24 protein-coding genes are annotated in these 21,849 nt (G+C 71.3%); 12 read left to right on the top strand and 12 right to left on the bottom strand.

What is annotated here, in order from left to right:
- Window positions 1–2: 2 nt before the first annotated feature.
- The 3 genes from STRVI_RS13325 to STRVI_RS13315 all read right to left on the bottom strand — a co-directional run bounded on the left by STRVI_RS13325 (window position 3) and on the right by STRVI_RS13315 (window position 2,893).
- On the bottom strand, window positions 3–791 hold the full coding sequence (locus tag STRVI_RS13325; RefSeq protein WP_014056173.1) for a methionine ABC transporter permease: 789 nt from the start codon (window positions 789–791) through the stop codon (window positions 3–5).
- A complete protein-coding gene (locus STRVI_RS13320) occupies window positions 788–1,843 on the bottom strand; it encodes a methionine ABC transporter ATP-binding protein (RefSeq protein ID WP_014056172.1) in 1,056 nt (351 codons plus the stop codon). Before STRVI_RS13320 ends, STRVI_RS13325 begins: the two co-directional genes overlap by 4 nt.
- Window positions 1,844–2,245: 402 nt before the next feature.
- Complete coding sequence (locus STRVI_RS13315) at window positions 2,246–2,893, bottom strand: HAD-IA family hydrolase (RefSeq protein ID WP_014056171.1); 648 nt, start codon at window positions 2,891–2,893, stop codon at window positions 2,246–2,248.
- A gap of 149 nt (window positions 2,894–3,042) precedes the next feature.
- On the opposite strand from STRVI_RS13315, the gene STRVI_RS13310 reads away from it, so the two are divergent.
- On the top strand, window positions 3,043–3,411 hold the full coding sequence (locus tag STRVI_RS13310) for a hypothetical protein (RefSeq protein ID WP_014056170.1): 369 nt from the start codon (window positions 3,043–3,045) through the stop codon (window positions 3,409–3,411).
- 43 nt (window positions 3,412–3,454) lie between these two features.
- A complete protein-coding gene (locus STRVI_RS13305) occupies window positions 3,455–3,922 on the top strand; it encodes a hypothetical protein (RefSeq protein WP_014056169.1) in 468 nt (155 codons plus the stop codon).
- A gap of 123 nt (window positions 3,923–4,045) precedes the next feature.
- On the opposite strand, the gene STRVI_RS13300 is transcribed toward STRVI_RS13305, so the two are convergent.
- The 3 genes from STRVI_RS13300 to STRVI_RS13290 form a co-directional block, all read right to left on the bottom strand.
- Window positions 4,046–4,549 carry a GNAT family N-acetyltransferase gene (locus STRVI_RS13300; RefSeq protein WP_014056168.1) on the bottom strand — a complete coding sequence of 168 codons (504 nt, stop codon included), beginning with the start codon at window positions 4,547–4,549 and terminating at the stop codon, window positions 4,046–4,048.
- Window positions 4,550–4,670: 121 nt separating this feature from the next.
- Window positions 4,671–5,192 (bottom strand): sigma-70 family RNA polymerase sigma factor, encoded by a 522-nt coding sequence (locus STRVI_RS13295; protein WP_014056167.1) that lies wholly within the window; start codon window positions 5,190–5,192, stop codon window positions 4,671–4,673.
- Between the two features lie 128 nt (window positions 5,193–5,320).
- Complete coding sequence (locus STRVI_RS13290) at window positions 5,321–6,490, bottom strand: glycerophosphodiester phosphodiesterase (RefSeq protein WP_014056166.1); 1,170 nt, start codon at window positions 6,488–6,490, stop codon at window positions 5,321–5,323.
- A 303-nt stretch (window positions 6,491–6,793) separates the two neighbouring features.
- On the opposite strand from STRVI_RS13290, the gene STRVI_RS13285 reads away from it, so the two are divergent.
- Both STRVI_RS13285 and STRVI_RS13280 read left to right on the top strand, forming a co-directional pair.
- Window positions 6,794–7,432 (top strand): lysophospholipid acyltransferase family protein, encoded by a 639-nt coding sequence (locus STRVI_RS13285; protein WP_251982891.1) that lies wholly within the window; start codon window positions 6,794–6,796, stop codon window positions 7,430–7,432.
- Between the two features lie 392 nt (window positions 7,433–7,824).
- Window positions 7,825–8,652, top strand: coding sequence for an alpha/beta fold hydrolase (locus STRVI_RS13280; protein ID WP_014056163.1), 828 nt, complete (start codon window positions 7,825–7,827; stop codon window positions 8,650–8,652).
- Between the two features lie 24 nt (window positions 8,653–8,676).
- Here the strand turns inward: STRVI_RS13280 and STRVI_RS13275 are convergent, their stop codons facing one another.
- From STRVI_RS13275 to STRVI_RS13265, 3 genes are all read right to left on the bottom strand, one after another.
- Window positions 8,677–9,666: an aldo/keto reductase gene (locus STRVI_RS13275; protein ID WP_014056162.1), complete on the bottom strand. Its 990-nt coding sequence runs from the start codon at window positions 9,664–9,666 to the stop codon at window positions 8,677–8,679.
- A 55-nt stretch (window positions 9,667–9,721) separates the two neighbouring features.
- Window positions 9,722–11,152, bottom strand: a complete 1,431-nt coding sequence (argH, locus tag STRVI_RS13270) for an argininosuccinate lyase (protein ID WP_014056161.1) — start codon at window positions 11,150–11,152, stop codon at window positions 9,722–9,724.
- A 131-nt stretch (window positions 11,153–11,283) separates the two neighbouring features.
- Entirely contained in the window at window positions 11,284–12,480 is a 1,197-nt protein-coding gene (locus STRVI_RS13265; RefSeq protein WP_014056160.1) for an argininosuccinate synthase, read from the bottom strand.
- Window positions 12,481–12,631: 151 nt separating this feature from the next.
- On the opposite strand from STRVI_RS13265, the gene STRVI_RS13260 reads away from it, so the two are divergent.
- The 4 genes from STRVI_RS13260 to STRVI_RS13245 all read left to right on the top strand — a co-directional run bounded on the left by STRVI_RS13260 (window position 12,632) and on the right by STRVI_RS13245 (window position 16,031).
- Window positions 12,632–13,174 (top strand): Uma2 family endonuclease, encoded by a 543-nt coding sequence (locus STRVI_RS13260; RefSeq protein WP_014056159.1) that lies wholly within the window; start codon window positions 12,632–12,634, stop codon window positions 13,172–13,174.
- Between the two features lie 140 nt (window positions 13,175–13,314).
- Window positions 13,315–13,557 (top strand): hypothetical protein, encoded by a 243-nt coding sequence (locus STRVI_RS13255; protein ID WP_014056158.1) that lies wholly within the window; start codon window positions 13,315–13,317, stop codon window positions 13,555–13,557.
- Window positions 13,558–13,667: 110 nt separating this feature from the next.
- The gene (locus STRVI_RS13250) at window positions 13,668–14,528 is read left to right on the top strand and encodes an endonuclease/exonuclease/phosphatase family protein (protein WP_014056157.1); all 861 of its coding nucleotides are present in this window, start codon (window positions 13,668–13,670) and stop codon (window positions 14,526–14,528) included.
- A 174-nt stretch (window positions 14,529–14,702) separates the two neighbouring features.
- Entirely contained in the window at window positions 14,703–16,031 is a 1,329-nt protein-coding gene (locus STRVI_RS13245; protein WP_050993939.1) for a ferredoxin reductase family protein, read from the top strand.
- A gap of 131 nt (window positions 16,032–16,162) precedes the next feature.
- Here STRVI_RS13245 and STRVI_RS13240 read toward each other — a convergent pair whose 3' ends face one another.
- Complete coding sequence (locus STRVI_RS13240) at window positions 16,163–17,371, bottom strand: RNA-guided endonuclease InsQ/TnpB family protein (protein WP_014056155.1); 1,209 nt, start codon at window positions 17,369–17,371, stop codon at window positions 16,163–16,165.
- Window positions 17,372–17,531: 160 nt separating this feature from the next.
- Between STRVI_RS13240 and STRVI_RS13235 the strand changes: the two genes are divergently transcribed.
- Together STRVI_RS13235 and STRVI_RS13230 are read left to right on the top strand one after the other, a co-directional pair.
- Complete coding sequence (locus STRVI_RS13235; protein WP_014056154.1) at window positions 17,532–18,008, top strand: FMN-binding protein; 477 nt, start codon at window positions 17,532–17,534, stop codon at window positions 18,006–18,008.
- The gene (locus tag STRVI_RS13230) at window positions 18,005–18,796 is read left to right on the top strand and encodes an FAD:protein FMN transferase (RefSeq protein ID WP_014056153.1); all 792 of its coding nucleotides are present in this window, start codon (window positions 18,005–18,007) and stop codon (window positions 18,794–18,796) included. The genes STRVI_RS13235 and STRVI_RS13230 overlap by 4 nt, the downstream gene beginning before the upstream one ends.
- 43 nt (window positions 18,797–18,839) lie before the next feature.
- Here the strand turns inward: STRVI_RS13230 and STRVI_RS13225 are convergent, their stop codons facing one another.
- Complete coding sequence (locus STRVI_RS13225) at window positions 18,840–19,241, bottom strand: DUF488 domain-containing protein (RefSeq protein ID WP_014056152.1); 402 nt, start codon at window positions 19,239–19,241, stop codon at window positions 18,840–18,842.
- 51 nt (window positions 19,242–19,292) lie between these two features.
- Here STRVI_RS13225 and STRVI_RS13220 point away from each other — a divergent pair, with 51 nt between their 5' ends.
- Both STRVI_RS13220 and STRVI_RS13215 read left to right on the top strand, forming a co-directional pair.
- Window positions 19,293–19,883, top strand: a complete 591-nt coding sequence (locus tag STRVI_RS13220; protein ID WP_043235860.1) for a pyridoxamine 5'-phosphate oxidase family protein — start codon at window positions 19,293–19,295, stop codon at window positions 19,881–19,883.
- 114 nt (window positions 19,884–19,997) lie between these two features.
- Window positions 19,998–20,987 carry a bile acid:sodium symporter family protein gene (locus tag STRVI_RS13215; protein ID WP_043238673.1) on the top strand — a complete coding sequence of 330 codons (990 nt, stop codon included), beginning with the start codon at window positions 19,998–20,000 and terminating at the stop codon, window positions 20,985–20,987.
- Window positions 20,988–21,277: 290 nt separating this feature from the next.
- Here STRVI_RS13215 and STRVI_RS13210 read toward each other — a convergent pair whose 3' ends face one another.
- Complete coding sequence (locus STRVI_RS13210) at window positions 21,278–21,844, bottom strand: arginine repressor (RefSeq protein WP_014056149.1); 567 nt, start codon at window positions 21,842–21,844, stop codon at window positions 21,278–21,280.
- Window positions 21,845–21,849 lie beyond the last annotated feature (5 nt).

The following is a 21,849-nucleotide window of genomic DNA, read 5'->3' as shown; positions in this document are numbered from 1 at the left end:
GCTCAGGGGACCTTGGTCGGCTCCACGGACTCGATCTCGGCGGGCGCGGCCTGCGGCTCCGGGGCCGGAGCGGGCTTCCCGGCCCGGGACGCGCCGCCGCGCAGCAGCACCAGCCGCGGGGCGACCGAGGAGCGGCCGCGGTGCGACAGGCCGCGGGCGGCGAGATCGCCCGCGAACTGGATGACGGAGATGACCACCGCGAGGATGACGACGGTGATCCACATCAGCTTGGTCTCGAACCGCAGATAGCCGTAGCGGACCGCCAGGTCACCGAGGCCACCGGCGCCGACCGTGCCGGCCATCGCGGAGTAGCCGATGAGCGCGACGATCGTGGTGGTGGCGCTGGAGATCAGCGCGGGCAGCGACTCGGGCAGCAGCACCTTGCGGACGACGGCCCAGGTGGAGCCGCCCATCGACTGCACGGCCTCGACCAGCCCGCCGTCCACCTCGCGCACCGAGGTCTCCACGAGCCGGGCGTAGAAGGGGATGGCGCCGATGGCCAGGGGCACGATCGCGGCCTCGGGGCCGATGGTGGTGCCCACGATCGCGCGGGTGAAGGAGATCAGGGCGACCATCAGGATGATGAACGGCATCGAGCGGGCGACGTTGACGATCTGCCCGACGACCTTGTTCACCACGACGTTCTGCAGCACTCCGCCGCGGTCGGTGAGGACCAGCAGCACACCGAGCGGCAGTCCGCCGACGACGGCGATCACCGCCGACCAGCCGACCATGTAGAGGGTGTCCCAACAGGCCTGCTCCAGCAGGGGCTCCATCTCGGACCAGGTCACTTGGCGCCCTCCTTGAGCAGCGGGGTCGGGTTCGCGCGCGGGCCGTCGGCGATGGCCGCCACATCGACCTGCAGGCCCTGCTCCCGCAGGAAGCCGATCGGGACGACGTTCTCCTCGAACCGGCCGGGCAGCTCGATCCGCATCCGGCCGACCTGGTGGCCGCCGACGGTGTCCATCGCGGCGCCCAGGATCGAGATGTCGATGTTGTACGTACGGGAGAGCTGGGAGATGACCGGCTTGGTGGCCGCCTCGCCCTGGAAGGTGACGTCCACGACCGTACGGTCCTCGCCCGAGGGCACCCCGCCGACCGGGAAGAGCTCCTGGGCCAGCTCGGAGCCGGGCGTCGCCAGCAACTCGCTGACCTGGCCGGACTCCACGATGCGGCCGTCGCGCATCAGCGCGGCCGAGTCGCAGATCGTCTTGACGACGTCCATCTCGTGCGTGATGAGCAGCACGGTCAGGCCGAGCTGCTCATTGAGGTCGCGCAGCAGTTGCAGGATCGAGCGGGTGGTCTCGGGGTCGAGCGCGGAGGTCGCCTCGTCCGAGAGCAGCACCTTGGGGTCACCGGCGAGCGCGCGGGCGATGCCGACGCGCTGCTTCTGGCCACCGGAGAGCTGCGCGGGGTACGCCTTGGCCTTGTCGCTGAGGCTCACCAGCTCCAGCAGCTCCAGGGCCTTGCGGGTGCGCTCCTTGCCGGAGACGCCGAGGATCTCCAGGGGCAGCTCGACGTTGTCCCGCACGGTGCGCGAGGAGACCAGGTTGAAGTGCTGGAACACCATGCCGATACGGCTGCGGGCCTGGCGCAGCGCGGAGCCGGCGCTCTGGCGGCGCCCGGCGAGTGCGGTCAGGTCCTGGCCGGCCACGGTGACCGTGCCGGAGGTGGGGCGCTCCAGAAGGTTGACGCAGCGGATGAGGGTGGACTTCCCGGCGCCGCTCTGGCCGACGACGCCGTACACCTCACCCTCGCGGACATGCAGATCGACGCCGTCGAGGGCGGTGACCTCGCGGCCTCGTGAGCGGTAGACCTTGGTCAGGTCCGTGGTGGTGATCACAGGGTTTCCGTCACTGTTGAGTGCATGGCGGTTGGTGCCGCCGGGCACGGCTCGTTCATTTTCCGAACGCGGCAGGGCGGACCCGAGGAGACGCGCGATGTGTGGGCGCGTTTCGGGTTCCGGTGACGCGGGGCGGCGCGGCCCGGCGCGCTGGGCGCACGGGTCCGGCTCAGCCGGTCTCGCTTCGGGGCGCGAGGCTCGGGCAGGGGCCCTCAGCAGTCACACATTCGACACCGACAACGAGCACCGGGCGTGGGGTTCGCCTCGGTCGCAGGGATGCGGCAGCTCGTCGTGGTCATGGCTGCAAGTAAACCAGACACGCGTACGGACCCATCAAGCATGTCCGTATAGCGGACGTCCTTGACCGGTCCGTGGACAGTGGGAGGGGGCGCCGGGTCCGGTTCAGACCCGGCAGGTGATCTCCACGCCCCCGTCGAGGAGCCGTGCGGACACGGCCGACAGGTCCTCGACCACGATGTCGGCGACCAGCTCCTCGCGGGCGGTCGTTGTGGTCAATGCCACGGTCCGCATCCCGGCCGCGCGGCCCGCCGCGAGCCCGGCCGGGGCGTCCTCGAAGACCACACAGCGTGCCGGGTCGACTCCGAGCCGCTCGGCCGCCAGCAGGAAGGGCTCGGGGTCGGGCTTGCCGCGGGTGATGTCGTCGGAGGTGATCAGGGTCCCCGGGCGTATCGCCACCTCGGCCAGGCGGGCCTCGGCCAGCGGGCGGTTGGCGGAGGTCACCACGGCCCAGCGCGCGGCGGGCAGCCCCGCCAGCAATTCGGCGGTGCCGGGGAGCAGCTTCACCCCGCCCGGTACGTCCTCCAGCTCCAGCTCGTCGATGCGCGCCCGGGCCCGCGGGGCACGGTCGGCGGGGAGCAGATCGGCGATGATGTCGTCGGCCGGGCGGCCGTGCAGCTCGACCCGGGCGAAGTCCTCCGCCGGAATCCCCTGCTCCTCGGCCCAGCGGGTCCAGCAGCGATGCACCGAGTCCAGGGAGGAGACGAGGGTTCCGTCGTTGTCGAACAACAGCGCGTCAGCGGAGATCTTCATGAGCCGCAGCGTACGTGGGGGGTCGCGGACGCCCTCGGGCGCGGGGCCGAGCGCAGCGCGGCCGGGCGGGCCGATTACCCTCGTCCCATGCTTGTCACTCCCTGTGTGCGCCGCAGTCGGGTGCGCCGCCGCACCGCGCGGAGGTCCCGTTGATCGACGCGCTGACGGTCGCGCTCGGTGTGACCGCGCTCCTCCTCGCCGCGTGGTGCGGCTTCGCCGCCTACCGGGACCAGCCGACCAAGGACTGGCACTTCATCGGCATGGCCGTGGTGGCGCTGCTGGCGATCGTGCAGTTGGTCATAGGAGTGGTGCGGCTAGCGGGCGGTGCCGACCCGCAGCAGGGGGTGGCCATCTTCGTGGCCTACCTCATCGGTTCGGCGCTGGCGGTGCCGGTCGCGGCGTTCATGTCGCTCACGGAGCGGACCCGCTGGGGGTCGGCGACGGTCTCCGCGGCGGCCGTGGTGCTGGCCGTGCTCGAGGTGCGGCTGTACGACATCTGGGGAGGCATCGGTGGCTGATTCACCGGAGGCACGGCAGACACGGGAAGCACGGGAGGCCTCGGTGGCCGAGGACTCGGCGGCCGGGACGACGGCCGGAGAGACGGAAACGGGCGCGCGCACGGGACTGGGGCAGGGCCCCGGGCGGCTGCTGGTGCTGCTCTACGGGGTCTTCACCGTGGCCGCCGCGTCCCGCTCGATCTACCAGTTGATCGCCCAGTACCGGGAGGCCCCGCTCGCCTACATCCTCTCGGCGGTCTCCGCCGTGGTGTACGCGTTCATCACGGTCTCGCTGGTGCGCGGCGGCGAGGGCGCGCGCAAGGCGGCGATGGTCTGCTGTGCGGCGGAGCTGGCGGGGGTGCTGACCGTGGGGACCTGGACCCTTGCCGACCCCTCGGCCTTCCCCGACCAGACGGTGTGGTCCGACTACGGGATGGGCTATCTGTTCATCCCGATCTTCCTGCCGGTCACGGGCCTGCTGTGGCTGCGCAAGGCCCGCCGGGGCGCACCGGGTACGGCGGCGCGGGCCTGACCGAGGCCGCCGGCCTGACCGACGCCGCAGGCCTGCCGGGGCTCCGCCCCTGAGCGCGGCCCCCGGTTGCCGGGCGGGCCGGCAGTCCGGCCCGCCCGGCGACCGGGCGCGTCAGGCCACCGCCTACGCGCTGGCCGCGTACGCGGTGGCCGTGGCGTCCTTCTCCAGGGTCACCAGGCTCAGCCGGCGGTTGACCTCCTCGGTGCCCACCTGGGCGTAGCCGTAGCGGCGGTACAGCCGCAGATTGCCCTCGCTGCGATGGCCGGTGAACAGCCGGTACCGCTTGGCGGCCCGGTCCTCGGTCAGCCGCTCCTCGATGGCCGCGAGCAGCCGTCCGCCCAGGCCGTGCCGCTGCATCCGCGGGTGGACGATCAGCTTGCCGATGGCGGCGGTCCCCTTGTCGTCGACGACTCCGCGGACCGAGCCGACGACCTCCGCGCCGAGCCGGGCGACGAGCACGCAGCCCCCGCTCAGTTCGGCGCGCAGGTCGTCGAGCGACTGCGTCAGCGGTTCGATCGAGTAGTCGCCGTAGAGCTCCGCCTCGCCCTGGTAGCACAGATATTGCAGCTTCAGGATCTGCTCGGCGTCGTCCGCGGTCGCCGCGGAGATGGTCACGCTCATGCCCATGTGCGCATGCCTCCCCTATTCTCAGTCCCCCGGCCGCGGTGAGGGTAGGAATGCGACCGAGGGTTCATGGCCTGGGTGGAGGCGCCGCATGGTGGGCGTCCGCCTCCGAGGCGCCGGTTGTCTATCGCTCCTTTCCCCATGGTTCAGGAGCCGCAACCTCCGCCATGAGCATTCTGCGCAGGCAAGCCAGACATCGGGAACGTACCGGGCCCAGACTGCCCTGTGACATTCCCAACTGGTGCGCGATCTCGCGGTACGTGAGGTCGGAGCGGGAGAGCATCGCCGCGAGCAGCGCGGGGCAGCGGCCGGGCAGCCGCCGCACCACCGCGCGCAGCGTCCGGCGGGTCTCCGCGGTCAGTACGGCGTGTTCGGCGGGGTGGGGCTCGGGGCCGCTGAGCGGGCCGCCGGCCATCGGGTCGTACGGCACCTCGCGGCGCGCCCGGCGCCTTGCCCCGCGCACCTCGGCCCGTACGGCGCGGCGCAGCCAGCGGGCGGGGTGGGGCGGCGGTCCGGTGTCCCGGGTGCGCTCCAGCAGCCGTAGCCAGACGGCCTGTTCGAGTTCGGCGGGCTCGACGCCGACGCCGTATGCCTCGGCCGCCGCTTCGGCGGCCAGCAGCGGGCCCAGTTGCTTCACAAGGTCCATGCCGGGCGGGACGAGGCCGGGTCGTGCGGTGGTTGCCGGGTGACGGTGGTCTCACCCGACCGGGGAAGCGGCGGGGCCGCGCCTTGACGCTCGCGCCGCCCCGCCGTCACCCACCCCCTGGGTGCGGACTACTTACGGAAGTCCGCCGCCGCGAGGAGGGCGGTGTCCGCGTTGTCGGAGAAGATGCCGTCAATTCCGGTCGCGAAGTATGCCTTGAACGCCCCGAAAGCGTCACCGTAGGCGTTGGGGTCGGTGCCGCGGCGGAAGTCCGCCGGGAGGAAGGTGTTCTCGTTGCGCATCGTGTACGGGTGCAGGATCAGCCCCGCCGCGTGCGCGTCCTTCACCACGCTGGTCGGCGTGCCCAGCTTGCCGTCCGGCGTCCGGGGGATGATGACCGACAAATCGGGGCCGATGCCCTGGGCGTAGCTCGCGATCCACTTGAGCCCCTCGGGCTTGACCAGGTCCGCGACCGTACGCGGGTCGTTCGCCTCGACGAAGTCCCAGGGCCGGCTGTCGAGGGTGGACAGCAGCACGACGGACGGGGTGCCGACCAGCTTGCGCAGCCGCTGGATGCTGCTCGGCTCGAAGGACTGGAGGAACAGCGCCGCGTCCTTCTTGTGGCGGCCGTACCGGCGCAGCAGCTTGGCCAGCGGCTCCTCGAGGCCCAGGCCCAGCTTGCGGAAGTAGGTGGGGTGCTTGGTCTCCACGTACAGCCACACCCGGCGGCCGCGCCTGCGGCCCTCGCGCTCGGCCCACTGGAGCACCTCTTCGAAGGTGGGCACCTCCCAGCGGCCGTCGTAGAGGGTGTTGCGCTGACGGTTGCCCGGGATGCGCTCCTTGGCGCGCAGCGTCTTCAGCTCGGCGAGGGTGAAGTCCTCGGTGAACCAGCCGGTGAGCTTGGTGCCGTCGACCGTCTTGGTGGTCTTGCGGTCGGCGAACTCCGGGTGCGCGGAGACATCCGTGGTGGCCGTGATGTCGTTCTCGTGGCGGCAGACCAGATGGCCGTCCTTGGTGGGGACCAGGTCCTGCTCGACGATGTCCGCGCCCATGTCGAGGGCGAGCTGGTAGGAGCCGAGGGTGTGCTCGGGCCGGTAGCCGCTGGCGCCACGGTGGCCGATCACGGTGGGAACCGGCAGCTCATGGCCCCGGCCGGACGTCCCCGCGGCAGCCGCCGCGCCCGGCGCCGGCTGCGTGCCCGCGGCCGTCGCCGTGCCCGCACCGCTCAGCGCCACCGCTCCCGCACCGAGGGCCGCGGCCCCCAGAAGGGCGCGCCGTCCGGGCTGTTGCTCCCGCTCCATCTGCACTCCTTGATGTGGTGTTCAACACCTGTCAAATCCAGTCAGAAGATGGGCTGATGGTAGGCGTGGGCGGCTTTCCTGCGGGAGACATCGGACGAAACGCGGAGGGAACGCGGGTCAACACTGCGTACCAGGTGGGTGAACCTGGTGTGCGCCGGGGCGCAACCGGCGAGTATCGTCCTCATCGGCGCTCCGGTGCGGTACGAGGTTGACGGACCGTACAACGGTGCGTCCCAGACCTTGACCCCGACCGGAGGACCCGTGTCCCGATTCGCGTTTCTGAAGGCAGTACTCGGTCCGCTGATGCGCCTGATGTTCCGCCCACGGGTCGAGGGGGCCGAGGGCATTCCGGGCTCGGGCCCGGTGATCCTCGCCGGAAACCATCTCACCTTCATCGATTCGATGATCCTGCCGCTGGTCTGTGACCGTCAGGTCTTCTTCATCGGCAAGGACGAGTACGTCACGGGCAAGGGCGTCAAGGGCCGGCTGATGGCCTGGTTCTTCACCGGTGTCGGCATGATCCCGGTGGACCGGGACGGCGGACGCGGCGGTGTCGCGGCGCTGATGACAGGGCGCCGGGTGCTGGAGGAGGGCCGGGTCTTCGGCATCTACCCCGAGGGCACCCGCTCCCCCGACGGCCGCCTCTACCGCGGCCGTACCGGTATCGCCCGCCTCGCGCTGATGACCGGCGCGCCCGTGGTGCCGTTCGCGATGATCGGGACCGACCGGATCCAGCCGGGCGGCAAGGGGCTGCCGCGGCCGGGCCGGGTGCGGGTCCGCTTCGGCGAGCCGCTGGAGTTCACCCGCTACGAGGGCATGGACCGCGACCGCTATGTGCTGCGGGCCGTGACCGACGAGGTGATGAGCCACGTGATGCGGCTGTCGGGTCAGGAGTACGTGGACATCTACGCCACGAAGGCGAAGGCGAAGGCGGCCGCCTGACGTTTCGGGCGAATCGCCAAGGCTCTGTCGAGCGGCGAGCGGCACGGCCCGCCCGTCGCGGGTCGTCGGCTCACCGCGGGTGACGGCCCGGCCTTTACGCGTTCGGGCGCGCCGCCGTGGCTGCACGTTGATGCGGACCGCCGTCGCCGCACCTTCCGGCGAAACCGCCGCCTCACGTTCGGCCCGGCCGCCGTCCCGCCGCCCCGGCGAGCCGCCGCCCTCGCACGTTCGGGCGAATCCGCCGTCTCCGCTCCGGCGGAACCGCTGTCGCCTGGAGTTCCGGCCAACCCGCCGGGCACGGCGAGCTGTCGGCTCCGGTCGGCGTCGCCCGTCGGCATCGTGGCGGAAGATCTGATTCCGCTACCCGCTGGTCACCACCGGGCCCGGGCACTATGGTGCCGCGGGTGACCACAGTGACCGTGCCCTCCCCCGACTTCCTGACGCTGCGCGGTCGGCGATTCGCCCTGACCGATTTCGGCGGACCGGGCGACCCGGTGCTGGCCCTGCACGGCCACTTCGGCCGGGGCAGGATGTACGCGCCCCTGGCCGCCGCCCTCGCCCCCGAGCGGCGGGTGATCGCCCTCGATCAGCGGGGGCACGGGCTGACCGGTGGCGGTGGCCCGTTCACGCTGGACGAGTACGTGGCCGATGCCGCCGCGCTGCTGCGGGAGCTGCACCTGGGCCCGGTCCCGGTCGTCGCCCACTCCACCGGCGCGGTCGGCGCGTACGCCCTGGCCGCCCGCCATCCGGACCTGGTGAGCGCGCTCGTCGTCGAGGACATCGGCGCGGTGACGGACCGTCCGGTGGTCAGCCATCCGGTGCTCGACGTCTCGGGGTGGCCGACCTGGGCCGTGGACCGGGAGAAGCTGCGCTCCGACATCGAGTCCCGGGGCATCCCGGACGCCTCGTACTTCCTCGACAGCGCCGAACGGGACCCCCAAACCGGCGGCTGGCGGCTGCTGTTCGAGCCCAGCCATATGATGGCGTCCCAGCAGGCCATGTGCGGTGACTTCTGGGACGACTGGCTGGGCTCCTCCTGCCCCGCGCTGCTGATGCGCGGCGAGCACAGCTCGCTGCTGCCGCCGGGCCACGCCCACGAGATGGCCGCCCGCCGCCCCAACACGAGGCTCCGCGAATTCGCCGGGTGCGGTCACTGGATCCACGACGACGCGCCTCGGCCGTACGCCCGCGCGGTCCGTTCGTTCCTGAGCGCGCTCTGAGCTGCCCGGATCCGTCAGGATCCGTCAGGACCAGGGCAGCTCGGAGCGGTGGTGCCAGTAGGTCTCCGGAGTTTCGGCCAGCCGCTCCAGCTCGGTGAGCCGGCGCTCGTCCAGGCGGAGGTCGGCGGCGGCCAGATTCGAGCGCAGTTGGGCCGTGGTGGCGGCGCCGGAGAGGACGACGGTCACCCAGGGGCGGTGCAGGACCGCGGCCAGCGCGACGGCGTCCGGAGTCGCGCCCGTCTCCTCGGCCACCTGGCGCAGGGCCGCCGGAAGCCGCTCGGCCGCCTCGGTGAGCCGGCCGTTGGCCACGGCTTCCTTGACGATGACCGCCCGGCCCGCCGCATGGGCCTCGGCCAGCGCCGCCCCGGCCGAGGGCTCCAGCAGGTTGTAGGTGGACTGGACGGTACGGAAGAGCGGGCGCCCTTCGACCTCCACGGCGAGCGCCGCGCGGATCGCCTCGGCCTGGCGCGGACCGCTGGTGGACACGCCGACCGTGACCCCCTCGGCGGCCAGCTCCGCCAGCCGCGCCTGCAGTTCGCGGTCGGTGAGGGCGGGGCTGTCGGGGGTCACCGAGTGGATCTGGTACAGGTCCAGCCGGTCGCCGAGCAGCGCGTCGGTCAGCCCGCGCTGCCGCTCGAAGGTCCGGACGCCATGGTCCTTGACCTCGTGCGTCTCGGCGTCGGTACGCCAGTCGGCGACGTACGTATAGCCCCACTTGGAGCCGACCACCACGTTCCGCGCGGCATCGGGGCGGTCGCGCAGCCAGCCGGCGAGGAACTCCTCGGCCCGGCCGTACGAGCGCGCCGCGTCCAGATAGCGCACCCCGGCGGCGTACGCGGCGTCCAGCAGCTCCTGGCTGCGCTGCCGCATCACCTCGACCGGGCGCTCGGCCGGGAGGTCCCGGTCCCGGCCGAGGTTGATATAGGCGGGGCGGCCGACCGCGGCCAGGCCGAGCCCGATCCGGGCCGCCCCCGCCCCGGGGGTCGCGATCTTCGCGAGTCGTTCGAAACCCATGGCTTGGTCCCCACCTCTCCCTTATGAGCTGATGTTCAGCGCTATGAGCTGATGTTCAGCGCTTGGCGCCCGCCCATGCGTACTGAGCGGCCAGATCCTCCTTGACCTCCGCGAGCTGGGCCCGCACCGCCACGGGGGCGGTGCCGCCGCGGCCGTCGCGCGCGGCCAGTGCGCCCGGCACATTGAGGACGCCGCGGACCTCGGGCGTCAGATGCGGGGAGATCTTGGCGAACTGCTCGTCGGTGAGCTGGTCGAGCTCGATGCCCGTCAGCTCGCACTCCTTGACGCATTCCCCCGCGACCTCGTGCGCCACCCGGAACGGCACGCCCTGCCGCACCAGCCATTCCGCGATGTCGGTGGCCAGCGAGAACCCGGCCGGGGCCAGCTCCTCCATGCGCTCGCGGTGGACGGTCAGCGTCGCCATCATCCCGGTGAAGGCCGGGAGCAGCACCTCGAGCTGATCGCAGGAGTCGAAGACCGGCTCCTTGTCCTCCTGGAGGTCGCGGTTGTACGCGAGCGGCAGGGCCTTGAGCGTGGCCAGCAGCCCGGTGAGGTTGCCGATCAGCCGGCCGGACTTGCCGCGCGCGAGCTCCGCGATGTCCGGGTTCTTCTTCTGCGGCATGATCGAGGAGCCGGTGGAGAAGGCGTCGTGGAGGGTCACGAAGGAGAACTCCTTCGTGTTCCAGAGGATGATCTCCTCCGCGATCCGCGACAGATCGACGCCGATCATCGCGGTGATGAACGCGAACTCGGCGACGAAGTCACGGGAGGCCGTGCCGTCGAGCGAGTTGGCGGACGAGCCCCGCTCGAAGCCGAGGTCGGCCGCGACCGCCTGCGGGTCGAGCCCCAGCGAGGATCCGGCCAGCGCGCCCGAGCCGTACGGCGAGACGGCGGTGCGCTCGTCCCACTGCCGCAGCCGCTCCGCGTTCCGCGACAGCGCCTGGACATGGGCGAGGACATGGTGGGCGAAGAGCACCGGCTGGGCGTGCTGGAGATGCGTACGGCCGGGCATCGCGACGTCCGGGTGCGCCTCCGCGAGCCCCACCAGGGCCTGCTGGAGGTCGGCGATCAGCCCACCGAGGATCCGGGCGTGGTCGCGCAGATACATCCGGAAGAGGGTGGCGATCTGGTCGTTGCGGGACCGTCCGGCCCGCAGCTTGCCGCCGAGGTCCGGGCCGAGCCGCTCCAGCAGCCCGCGCTCCAGCGCGGTGTGCACGTCCTCGTCGGCGATGGTGCCGGTGAAGTCGCCGGAGGCGACATCGGCCTCCAGCCGGTCCAGGCCCGCCAGCATCCGCTCCAGCTCATCGGCGGTGAGCAGCCCCGCCGTGTGCAGCACCCGGGCGTGGGCGCGGGATCCGGCGATGTCGTACGGCGCCAGGCGCCAGTCGAAGTGCACGGAGGCGCTGAGCTTCTCCAGTGCCTCGGACGGGCCGTCGGCGAAGCGGCCGCCCCAGAGCCGGACGTCGCCGCTGTTGCCGTTGCTCACGCTGTTGCTCCTCAGGCCAGGGGGTGTGCGACCGCCTCCCCGCCGCGGGGCGGGGAGGCGGCTTCGATGTGGTCGCGCACGTCTCGTACGTCTCGCACGTCTCGTACGCGGGCTTACGTCTGGTAGGCAGGCTACTGCTGCAGATCCCGCTTCGCGGCGATCTTGCTGGACATCCCGAAGATCTCGATGAAGCCCTTGGACAGCGACTGGTCGAAGGTGTCGCCGCTGTCGTAGGTCGCCAGGTTGAAGTCGTAGAGCGACGCCTGCGACTTCCGCCCGGTGACGACGGCCCGGCCGCCGTGCAGGGTCATCCGGATCTCGCCGGAGACCTGCTCGTTCGCCTCGGCGATGAAGCCGTCCAGCGCCCGCTTGAGCGGCGAGAACCACAGACCGTCGTAGACCAGCTCGCCCCAGCGCTGCTCGACCTGCCGCTTGTAGCGGGCCAGCTCGCGCTCGACGGTGACGGCCTCCAGCTCCTGGTGGGCGGTGATCAGCGCGATGGCGCCGGGCGCCTCGTAGACCTCCCGCGACTTGATCCCCACCAGCCGGTCCTCGACCATGTCGATCCGGCCGACGCCCTGGGCACCCGCCCGCTCGTTGAGCCGCTGGATGGCCTGCAGCACGGTGACCGGCTCGCCGTCGATCGCGACGGGGACGCCCTTGTCGAAGGTGATGATCACCTCGTCGGCCTCACGCGGGGTGGCCGGGTCGGCGGTGTACTCGTACACGTCCTCGATCGGCGCGTTCCAGATGTCCTCCAGGAAGCCGGTCTCCACGGCCCGCCCGAAGACGTTCTGGTCGATCGAGTACGGGGACTTCTTGGTGGTCGCGATCGGCAGGCCCTCGGCCTCGCAGAAGGCGATCGCCCTGTCCCGGGTCATCGCATAGTCCCGGACCGGCGCGATGCAGGTCAGATCGGGTGCGAGGGAGGAGATGCCCGCCTCGAACCGCACCTGGTCGTTGCCCTTGCCGGTGCAGCCGTGGGCGACGGTCCCGGCGCCGTGCTTGCGGGCGGCGGCGACCAGGTGCTTCACGATCGTCGGCCGGGACAGCGCGGACACCAGCGGGTAGCGGTCCATGTACAGCGCGTTGGCCTTGATCGCCGGAAGGCAGTACTCCTCGGCGAACTCGTCCTTCGCGTCGGCGACCTCCGCCTCGATGGCCCCGCAGGCGAGCGCGCGCTTGCGGATGACGTCCAGATCCTCCCCGCCCTGGCCGACGTCCACGGCGACGGCGATGACCTCGGCACCCGTCTCCTCGGCGATCCAGCCGATGGCGACGGACGTGTCCAAGCCGCCCGAGTAGGCGAGTACGACGCGCTCGGTCACGGGTGCCTCCTGACGATCCACTGACGATCCATGCGTGCTTAGGCATAAGTATGCACTGGACCGCATGGTTCGTCAAAACGGAGGGCGGGAGGGCGTCGGGCAGCGGCACTACGATGCCGGTATCAGGTGCCCGAAAGGGGAGGTAACCAGCATGAGCGTCCAGGACGACATCCTCCGGCAGACGGCTGAGCGCGCCGCAGCACAGTTCGAGGGCTTCAAGATCGAGGTCGTGGGGGGCCACATCGTCATGACGCCGCAGAGCAGCATTCAGAGCTGGACCATCCTCGACGTCCAGATGGCCGCCATGGCTGCCGGAATCGACAAGTCCCGCCTGCTGTCCGACGTACTGATCCAGTTCCCCGGAGAGCCCCCTCGCGTACCGGATGTCACGATCCTCGAGGAGGGCGCGGTCGAGCCTTACTCGTACGAGGACATCCTGGCCGCCGTCGAGATCGTCTCCACCAAAAACGACGGCAACGATTACGCGGTCAAGGTGCGACAGTACGCACACTTCGGCGTGCCGATCTACCTGATCATCGACCCCTTCATCGGTCAGTGCACGCTGCTGACACGCCCGAAGGACGACAGCTACGCATCCCGGGACGAATACGCCTACGGCGAGACCGTCACGCTTCATCTGAGGGATGGCAGCACGGTCGACATCCCCACGAGCGATTTCAAGCGCAGGACCTGAGGTCCGGCACCCCCGGCGCAACCGGCCCGCGTGACGACGAGGTTGTCACGCTGCCGGACGACTCGTATGGCTGATGCGGTGATGTCACCATGGTCGGTGCTGGGGAGACAGAGCTGCGGACCGAAGGGGAGTCGGGGCCCGTGCAGAAGAAGCAGATGATGGTGCTCGGCGCGATCGTGGTGGGGGTGATGGTGATCAACAACCATGGTGACGGCAACACCCGCGACGGCAAGTCGCCGAATCCGCATCAGACGGCCCGGTACCCGGTCCACTTCGACAAGAAGAAGGACGACGGGAAAGGCACCAAGAGCGGGAAGGGCAGCAAGAAGCAGCCCATACCGCGCTCTACGGTGTCCTACCCGATCAAGTTCGACCATCGGTGACATCGTTCGCGGTTCCCTGGCAGGTGGAACGCGACGACGACTCCCGCCCGCCCAGGGCCGTTCATGGCGTCGTGGGACGACGTTCGGAACCGGAACGCACGCTGACCGCCATGAACCACCTGAATACTGCCCCCAGTCGACGCAGATTCCTCGCCGTGGCGGCCGGCCTCGGCGCCGCGGCCGCCGCCGGGACCTCCGGGGCGGCGGCAGCCGCCACGGATCCGCGGCGGCTGCGCGTGGCCACGTTCAACATCCACCACGGCGCCGGCCCCGCCGACGTACTGGACCTGGAACGCGTCGCCCGGGTGATCGAGGACCTGCGGGTGGACGTCATCGGCCTGCAGGAGGTCGACCGGTACTGGAAGCGCAGCGGCTTCGTCGACCAGCCCGCGTGGCTCGCCGAGCGGCTGGGCATGCAGCACGCCTTCGGTGCCAACCTCGACTTGGACCCGGAGGAGCCCGGGCGGCCGCGCCGTCAGTACGGCACCGCGGTGCTCTCCCGCGGGCCGATCCGGTCGTGGACCAACACCCACCTTCCGCTCGTCCCCGGCCATGAGCAGCGCGGCCTGCTCCAGGCCACGCTGGATGTGCGCGGCACCTGCGTCGAGTTCGCCGTGACGCATCTGCAGCACGACGACAACAAGGAGCGCGAGCGACAGGCAGCCCGGATCGTCGAGCTCCTCGGGTCCTCCCCCGAACACACCGTCCTGGTCGGTGACCTGAACGCCACGCCCGAGACCCCGGAGATCGGGATCCTGACCGGCGCGCTCGACGACGTATGGCCGCGGGCCGGCAGCGGCGACGGCTTCACCTACGACGCCCTCGACCCGCACGCCCGTATCGACTTCCACCTCGCCTCCCGCGACCTGGGCCCGCTCACCGCCCAGGTGGTCACGGCGGACCCGGAGGCGTCCGACCATCTGCCGGTGGTGAGCGACCTGCGGATGCCCGTACGCCGCCACCGCCGGTGACTCCCGGAACCTGTGATTCCGGCCCCGAACCTGTGAACCCCGACCGAAACCTGTGAATCCCGTCGGCCTTTGAGTCATCCCGCGTTCGCGGCCGTATTCCCTTGCGCCGGAGCCCAAGGGAAGGGGACAGGCGTGACGACGCTACTGAACAGCCGGGCCGGGCGGCGGCAGGCCATGCGCCGCATCCAGCCTCGCCGTTCGCCAGCCGTGCCGTTGATCCTGCTGAGCTGGGCGGGCGCGGCGGCGGTGCTGTCGCTGTGGTGGCAGAACACTCCGAACGTCGAGGGCACCGCGCAGTGGCTGACCCACGCCGGGCGGCTCAGCGGGCTGCTCGGCGGCTACGTCCTGGCCCTCGTCGTCCTGCAGATGGCGCGCGTTCCGGCGCTGGAGCGGCGGGTGGGGTCGGACCGGGTGGCGCGCTGGCACGCGATGAGCGGGCGGTACGCGCTGTGCCTGATCGTGGCGCATGTCGGGCTGATCATCGCGGGATACGCGGAGCAGGCCGGCACCGGCTTCGTCGACCAGTCCGTGACCGTGGTCACGGACTACCCGGACATGATCAAGGCGACGGTCGGCACCGCGATCCTGGTGGTGATCGGGCTGATCTCGGCCGGGATGGTGCGCCGCCGGATGCCGTACGAGGTCTGGTACTACCTGCATCTGCTCACCTACGCCGCGGTCTTCCTGACGTTCTGGCACCAGCTCGCGACCGGTGCGGAGTTCGTCGGGAACAAGACCGCGGAGACCGCCTGGTACGCGCTGTACGGCACGGTCACCGCGCTGGCGGTCTGGTACCGGCTGCTGGTGCCGCTGCGGCTGAATCTGCGGCACCGGATGCGGGTGGAGGCCGTCGTGCCCGAGGCGCCCGGGGTGGTGTCGGTGCTGATCAAGGGGCGCAAACTGCACCGGCTCGGGGCGCAGGCCGGGCAGTTCTTCCGGTGGCGGTTCCTGGCGCCGGGCATGCGCTGGGGCTCCCATCCGTACTCGCTCTCCGCGCCGCCCCGGCCGGAGCTGCTGCGGATCACGGTGAAGGCGGTGGGCGGCCACAGCACCGGGCTGGCCTCGCTGCAGCCGGGGACGCGGGTGTGGGCGGAGGGGCCGTACGGCGCGATGACCGCGGCGCGGCGCAGCCAGGGCAAGGTGCTGATGATCGCGGGCGGGGCCGGGATCACCCCGATCCGGGCGCTGTTCGAGACACTGCCGGGCAAGGGCAGCGACCTCACCCTGCTGTACCGGGCCCGCAGCGTCGGGGATCTGGCGCTGTGGAGCGAGCTGAAGCAGATCGCGACCGAGCGCGGAGCCCGGCTGCTGTACGCCGTGAACGGCCCGGACGGCGCCCGGCCGGAGATCACCGCGGAGCGGCTGGGCCATCTGCTCCCCGACATCGCGGACCACGACGTCTATCTGTGCGGCCCACCGGGCCTGGCCGAGCACGCGTACGGGGCGCTGCGTGAGGCGGGCGTTCCGGATCGCCGGATCCACCATGAATCCTTCGAGCTGTGACCGAGACGTCCGAGCCATGACCGACACGTCCGAGCCGTGACCGAGACGTTCACGCCCTGACCCGAGACATTCGAGCCGTGACCCAGTCGTTCGAGCTGTGACCGAGAGGAAGCCTTGACTTCCTCCCCCGCTTAAAGGCGGGGGATTCCAGCGGTCGCCCGCTGGGGTTCCTGCTTCATCGACGACCGCCCCGTCCGGGAGGACTCCCGTTGAGGTCTCACACCGTCTCCACAGGCAGACACCGCCAGCCCGGCGGCCAGGATATTGCGTGCCGCGTTCACGTCGCGGTCATGCACGGTGCCGCAGCCGCACGTCCACTGGCGGACGTTCAGCGGCAGCTTCTCGCGGACCGTGCCGCAGTTACCGCACAGCTTGCTGGACGGGAACCAGCGGTCGACCGTCAGGAGTTCACGCCCGTACCAGGCGCACTTGTACTCCAGCATCATGCGCAGGTCCGTCCAGGCCGCGTCCGAGATGGCGCGCGCGAGGCGGCCGTTCTTCAGCAGGTTACGGACGGTGAGGTCCTCGATCACGACCGTTTGGTTCTCACGGACGAGCCGAGTGGTCAGCTTGTGCAGGAAGTCCCGGCGCCGGTCAGCGATCCGCGCGTGCACCCTGGCGACGCGGCGGCGGGCCTTCTCCCGGTTCGCCGAGCCCTTCGCCTTCCGGGACAGCTCCCGCTGCGCCTTCGCCAGGCGGGCCCGGTCGCGGCGCTCATACCGGGGGTTGGCGATCTTCTCCCCGGTGGACAGGGTCACCAGGGAGGTGACCCCGGCGTCCAGGCCGACCGCCGCACTCGTGGCGGGGGCCGGGGCGATGGTGTCCTCGACGAGCATCGAGACGAACCAGCGCCCGGCGGCGTCGCGGGACACCGTCACCGTCGTGGGCTCGGCACCCTCCGGGAGGGGACGCGACCAGCGGATGTCCAGCGGCTCGGCCGTCTTCGCCAGCGTCAGGCGCCCCTCGCGCCACGTGAAGGCACTGCGGGTGTACTCGGCCGACGCCCGCGACGTCTTCCGCGACGTGTAGCGCGGGTACTTCGCACGCTGGGCGAAGAAGTTCCCGAACGCCGTCTGAAGATGGCGCAGCGCCTGCTGGAGCGGGACCGAGGACACCTCCGCCAGGAAGGCCAGCTCCCCGCTCTTCTTCCACTCCGTCAGCGCGGCGGAGGACTGCACGTAGGAGATGCGGCGCTGCTCGCCGTACCAGGCCCGCGTGCGCTCCTCCAACGCCTTGTTGTACACGAGGCGGACACAGCCGAACGTGCGCGACAGCTCAGCCGCCTGCTCGTCCGTCGGGTAAAAGCGGTACTTGAACGCCCGCTTGACCTGCCGCGGTATGCCTCACACTCTATCAGCTCCCGTGTGAGGGGCGAGTGTCGGCCGGAGTGACCACAGACGCCGAATCACCCTGGCGGCGATCCGCCTTTCCCCGCCCTGCTCCGCAGGAGCTTCGTTTCCTCCCCGGCCTGAAGGCCGGGGCATCCACGAAGGAGTCCCGATGAAGAGGAAGCATCCGCTGCGCCGCATCGTCCTGGGCACGGCCGCCACCGTCTCCGGTGTGGTGCTGCTGCTCGCACTGAAGCAGCCCGGTTCGGGGGGCGGTGATGCCGTCGCCCAGAACCAGCCGGGCCAGGCGCCCCCGGTCGCGGGCACGGCACAGCCGGGCGGGGGCGGCGCGGGGGCCGGGGCGGGTGCGGGCGGCGCCCGTACGGTCACCGGCGACGTCGCGCAGACCCAGTACGGCCCGGTCCAGGTGAGCCTCACCGTCAGCGGCGGGAAGATCACCGGCGCGCAGGCGGTCAAGACGCCGAACTCCGGTCCACAGAGCGACCAGATCGCCAAGGACTCCATCCCGAAGCTCAATCAGCAGGCGGTGGCCGCGGCGAAGGTGGATACGGTCTCCGGTGCCACCTACACGAGCGAGGGCTATGCCAAGTCCTTGCAGAGCGCCCTCGACAAGGCAGGTGCCCAATGACGTACCAGAGCCACGAACCCGGGCCGCTGCGCCATGTCGAGCACGTCATGGGCACGGTCTTCTCCTTCGACATACGCGAGGTCGCGGCCGCCGACCGGCCCCGGGTGCAGGCCGCGCTGGACGGGGCCGTGGTGGGGCTGCACCGGGTGGACGAGCTGTTCTCCACCTATCGCCCGGACAGCGAGATCAGCCGGCTGGGGCGCGGTGAGCTGACGCTCTCGCGGTGCGACCCGGAGGTCCGGGACGTGCTGCGGATGTGCGAGGACGCCGAGCACCGCAGCGGTGGCTGGTTCAGCGCCCGCTACGCCGGTGGCCAGCCCGACCCGACGGGCCTGGTCAAGGGCTGGGCCGTGGAGCGCGCTGCCCGGATGCTGGTCTCCTCGGGCGCCGGGTCGGTGTGTGTGAACGGCGGCGGCGACGTCCAGGTCCACGGCGGCCCCTGGCGGGTGGGCATCGCCGATCCGCTGCGCCGGGGCGAGCTGGCGGCGGTCGTGGAGGCACACGGCGAACTCGCCGTGGCCACCTCCGGCCCGGCCGAACGGGGCTGCCACATCGTGGACCCGAGCACCGGACGCCCCCCGGCACAGGGCCTGGCCTCGCTCACCGTGATCGCCACCAGCCTGGCCGACGCCGACGCCTGGGCCACCGCGGCCTGCGCCATGGGCGCCGACCGCGCCCGCCCCTGGCTGGGACGGCTCCCCGACGCCGAGGCATTCGTCATCACCGCCGACGGCACCACCTGGCACACCAGCGGCTTCGCCCGCTATACGGCGGGGCTGTGCGTGTAGGGCGTGGCTGAGCTGTGCGTACGGTACGGCCCCTGAGCGGCGCTCAGCCGTCGTGGTCGCGGATCGCCTCGGCCAGGACCTGGACGTGGCCGTGGTCGAGGTCCTTCACGGCCGTGAGGAGGGTCAGGGGGCCGGAGGTGGCCAGGGTGTGGAGGTGGTCGACGGCCGCCTGGCGCTCGGGGGTGGTGAGTTCGGCGTGGTAGCGGCGGGTGAATTCGGGGAAGCGGTCCGGTTCGTGGCCGTACCAGCGGCGCAGTTCGGTGGAGGGGGCGGCGTCCTTGGCCCATTCGTCCAGGTGGGCGTCGGCCTTGGCGAGGCCGCGCGGCCAGACGCGGTCGACCAGGACACGGGTGCCGTCGTCCGGGCCGGGGGTGTCGTACACCCGGCGGATGTGGATCGCGGGCCCGGTCGCCGACGTTCGCGCGGAGGCTTTCTTGGAGGCCATACGCCCATGGAAACATCGCCCCGGCGGCCGCCCGCGAGGATAATGCGCCACATGGGAAAGGTGTACGAACGCATCGACGGCAGACTCCGCACCTTCGTCGAAGAGCAGAAGATCTTCTTCACCGCGACCGCCCCGCTGGACGGGGACGGCACGGTGAACCTCTCTCCGAAGGGGCTGGCCGGCTCCTTCGCCGTACTCGACGAACTGACCGTGGCCTACCTGGACTTCGCGGGGAGCAACGCGGAGACCATCGCCCATCTGCGGGAGAACGGCAGGATCACCCTGATGTGGTGCGCCTTCACCGGCCCGCCGAACATCGTGCGGGTGCATGGCCGGGGCGAGCCGGTGTTCCGTGACGATCCGCGGTTCGGCGCGCTGCTGAAGCACTTCCCGGGCATCGACGTGGACGCGCACGGGCTGCGGGCGGTCATCGTGGTGACGGCCGAGCTGATCCGGGACACCTGCGGCTTCGCGGTCCCCTTCATGGACTATCGCGAGGAGCGCACGCTGCACGGCGACCGCTTCCGGCGGGAGGACGACGCGTCGCTGGACCGCTACTTCCACAAGAAGGAGCACATCGCCGGCAGCATCGACGGTCTGCCGGGGCTTCCGCTGCCGCTGCCGCCTCTCGGTTCGCCGTAGTGGGTGTAGTGACCACATAACGAGACGGTGTTGCGGAAGATACCTCCGGAAGCGTTCGATCACACGGTGCGATCCGAATCGAAGAGCTCCGCGGCGGACCCCTCGACGACGGCGGTGCAGCCGCCCTCGCCGTCGCCCTCGCCGTCGCCGGAGTCCACCTCCGCCGACCGGGCGGCCCGGCGGGCCGTCACCGTCTTCCCCATTCTGGTCCTCGCCGCCGGGGCGGCGGGCCTCACCACGCCCGGCACCTTCAGCGGCTGGGCGCCGAACGTGCCCTATCTGCTCGGCGTGATCATGTTCTGCATGGGGCTGACCATGACCCCGCAGGACTTCTCCGGTGTGGTCAAGCGGCCCTGGGCGGTGGCCCTCGGGCTGGTCGCGCACTATGTGATCATGCCGGGTCTGGGGTGGCTGATCGCCAACGCCCTAGGTCTCTCCCCGCAGTTGGCGGCCGGCGTCATCCTGGTCGGCTGTGCGCCGAGCGGAACGGCCTCGAACGTGGTGACCTATCTGGCGCGCGGCGATGTGGCCCTGTCGGTCTCGGTCGCCACCGTCTCCACGGTGCTCGCGCCCCTAGTCACCCCGCCGCTGACGCTGCTGCTGGCCGGGGAGTTCCTGCCGGTGGACGCGGGGTCGATGGTCACCGACATCCTCAAGACCGTGCTGCTGCCGGTGGTCGGGGGGCTGGTCGTGCGGCTGGTCGCCGGGCGGTACGTCCACCGGGTGCTGGGGCTGCTGCCCTGGCTGTCGGCCGTCACCATCGGCGTGATCGTCGCGGTCGTGGTGGCGGCCAGCGCGGACGCCATCAAGTCGGCGGCGGCGCTGGTGCTGCTCGCCGTGGTGCTCCACAACGGGCTCGGCCTGGCGCTGGGATACGGGGCCGGGAAGGTGGCCCGGCTGGGCGCGCCCGCCAGCCGGGCCATGGCCTTCGAGGTCGGCATGCAGAACTCCGGGCTCGCCGCCTCCCTGGCCGCCGCCCACTTCAGCCCGCTGGCCGCGCTCCCGGCCGCCGTGTTCTCCGTCTGGCACAACGTTTCGGGCGCGGTGGTGGCGGCTTGGATGTCGTACCGGGCGCGGGGGGCGGAGAAGTCGGCGAGCGCCTAGGGGTGTCCGGGTGGATCTTTCCCCTCCCCGCCCCTTCCCGATACTAGGGGCTTCGCCCCTGGACCCCGGCGTCTGCGGCTGAGCCCTGCCACGCGGCGAAGCCGCATATCCATGCTGCGAGAAGGCGCCGGGGGCGAGCAGCCTGCCAGCCCGTGCCCATTACCAGGGGCCTCGCCCCTGGACCCCGGAATCCGGGGCAGAGCCCTGCCACGCGGCGAAGCCGCATATCGATGCCGCGGGAAGGGGAGGGGAGCAGCCCGCCGTAGGCGTCAAGATCTGCCGGGCCTCCCCTAACGCTCCTTCTGGGCCAGGCGCAGCAGATGGTCCGCGAGTTGCTGGCCGCCCACCGGGTCGCGGCTGATCAGCATGAGGGTGTCGTCGCCCGCGATGGTGCCGAGGATGTCGTGCAGCTCGGCCGAGTCGATGGCCGAGGCGAGGAACTGGGCGGCGCCCGGCGGGGTGCGCAGCACCACGAGGTTGGCCGATGCCTCCGCCGAGATCAGCAGCTCGGCCGCCAGCCGGGCCATCCGCGCCTCGCTCGCCGACTCGCCGAGCGGGGCGCGCGGCGTGCGGTCGCCGCCCTCGCTCGGCACCGCGTAGATCAGCTCACCGCCGGTGTTGCGGATCTTCACCGCGCCCAGCTCGTCCAGGTCCCGGGAGAGCGTCGCCTGGGTGACGGAGAGCCCGTCGTCGGCGAGCAGCTTGGCGAGCTGGCTCTGGGAGCGCACGGCCTGCCGGTTCAGGATGTCCACGATCCGGCGGTGGCGTGCGGTGCGGGTCTGCGGCACAGCCGGTCCGCCGTGGTTGGCGTCCTGCACGTCGGTGTGCTGCGCGTCGGTGTGCTGCGCCTCGGTCATCGGTG

Source organism: Streptomyces violaceusniger Tu 4113 (assembly GCF_000147815.2).
GTDB classification, from domain to species: domain Bacteria; phylum Actinomycetota; class Actinomycetes; order Streptomycetales; family Streptomycetaceae; genus Streptomyces; species Streptomyces violaceusniger_A.
Note: the sequence above shows the minus strand (reverse complement) of the source record. Positions and strands in the feature narration are given on the sequence as shown.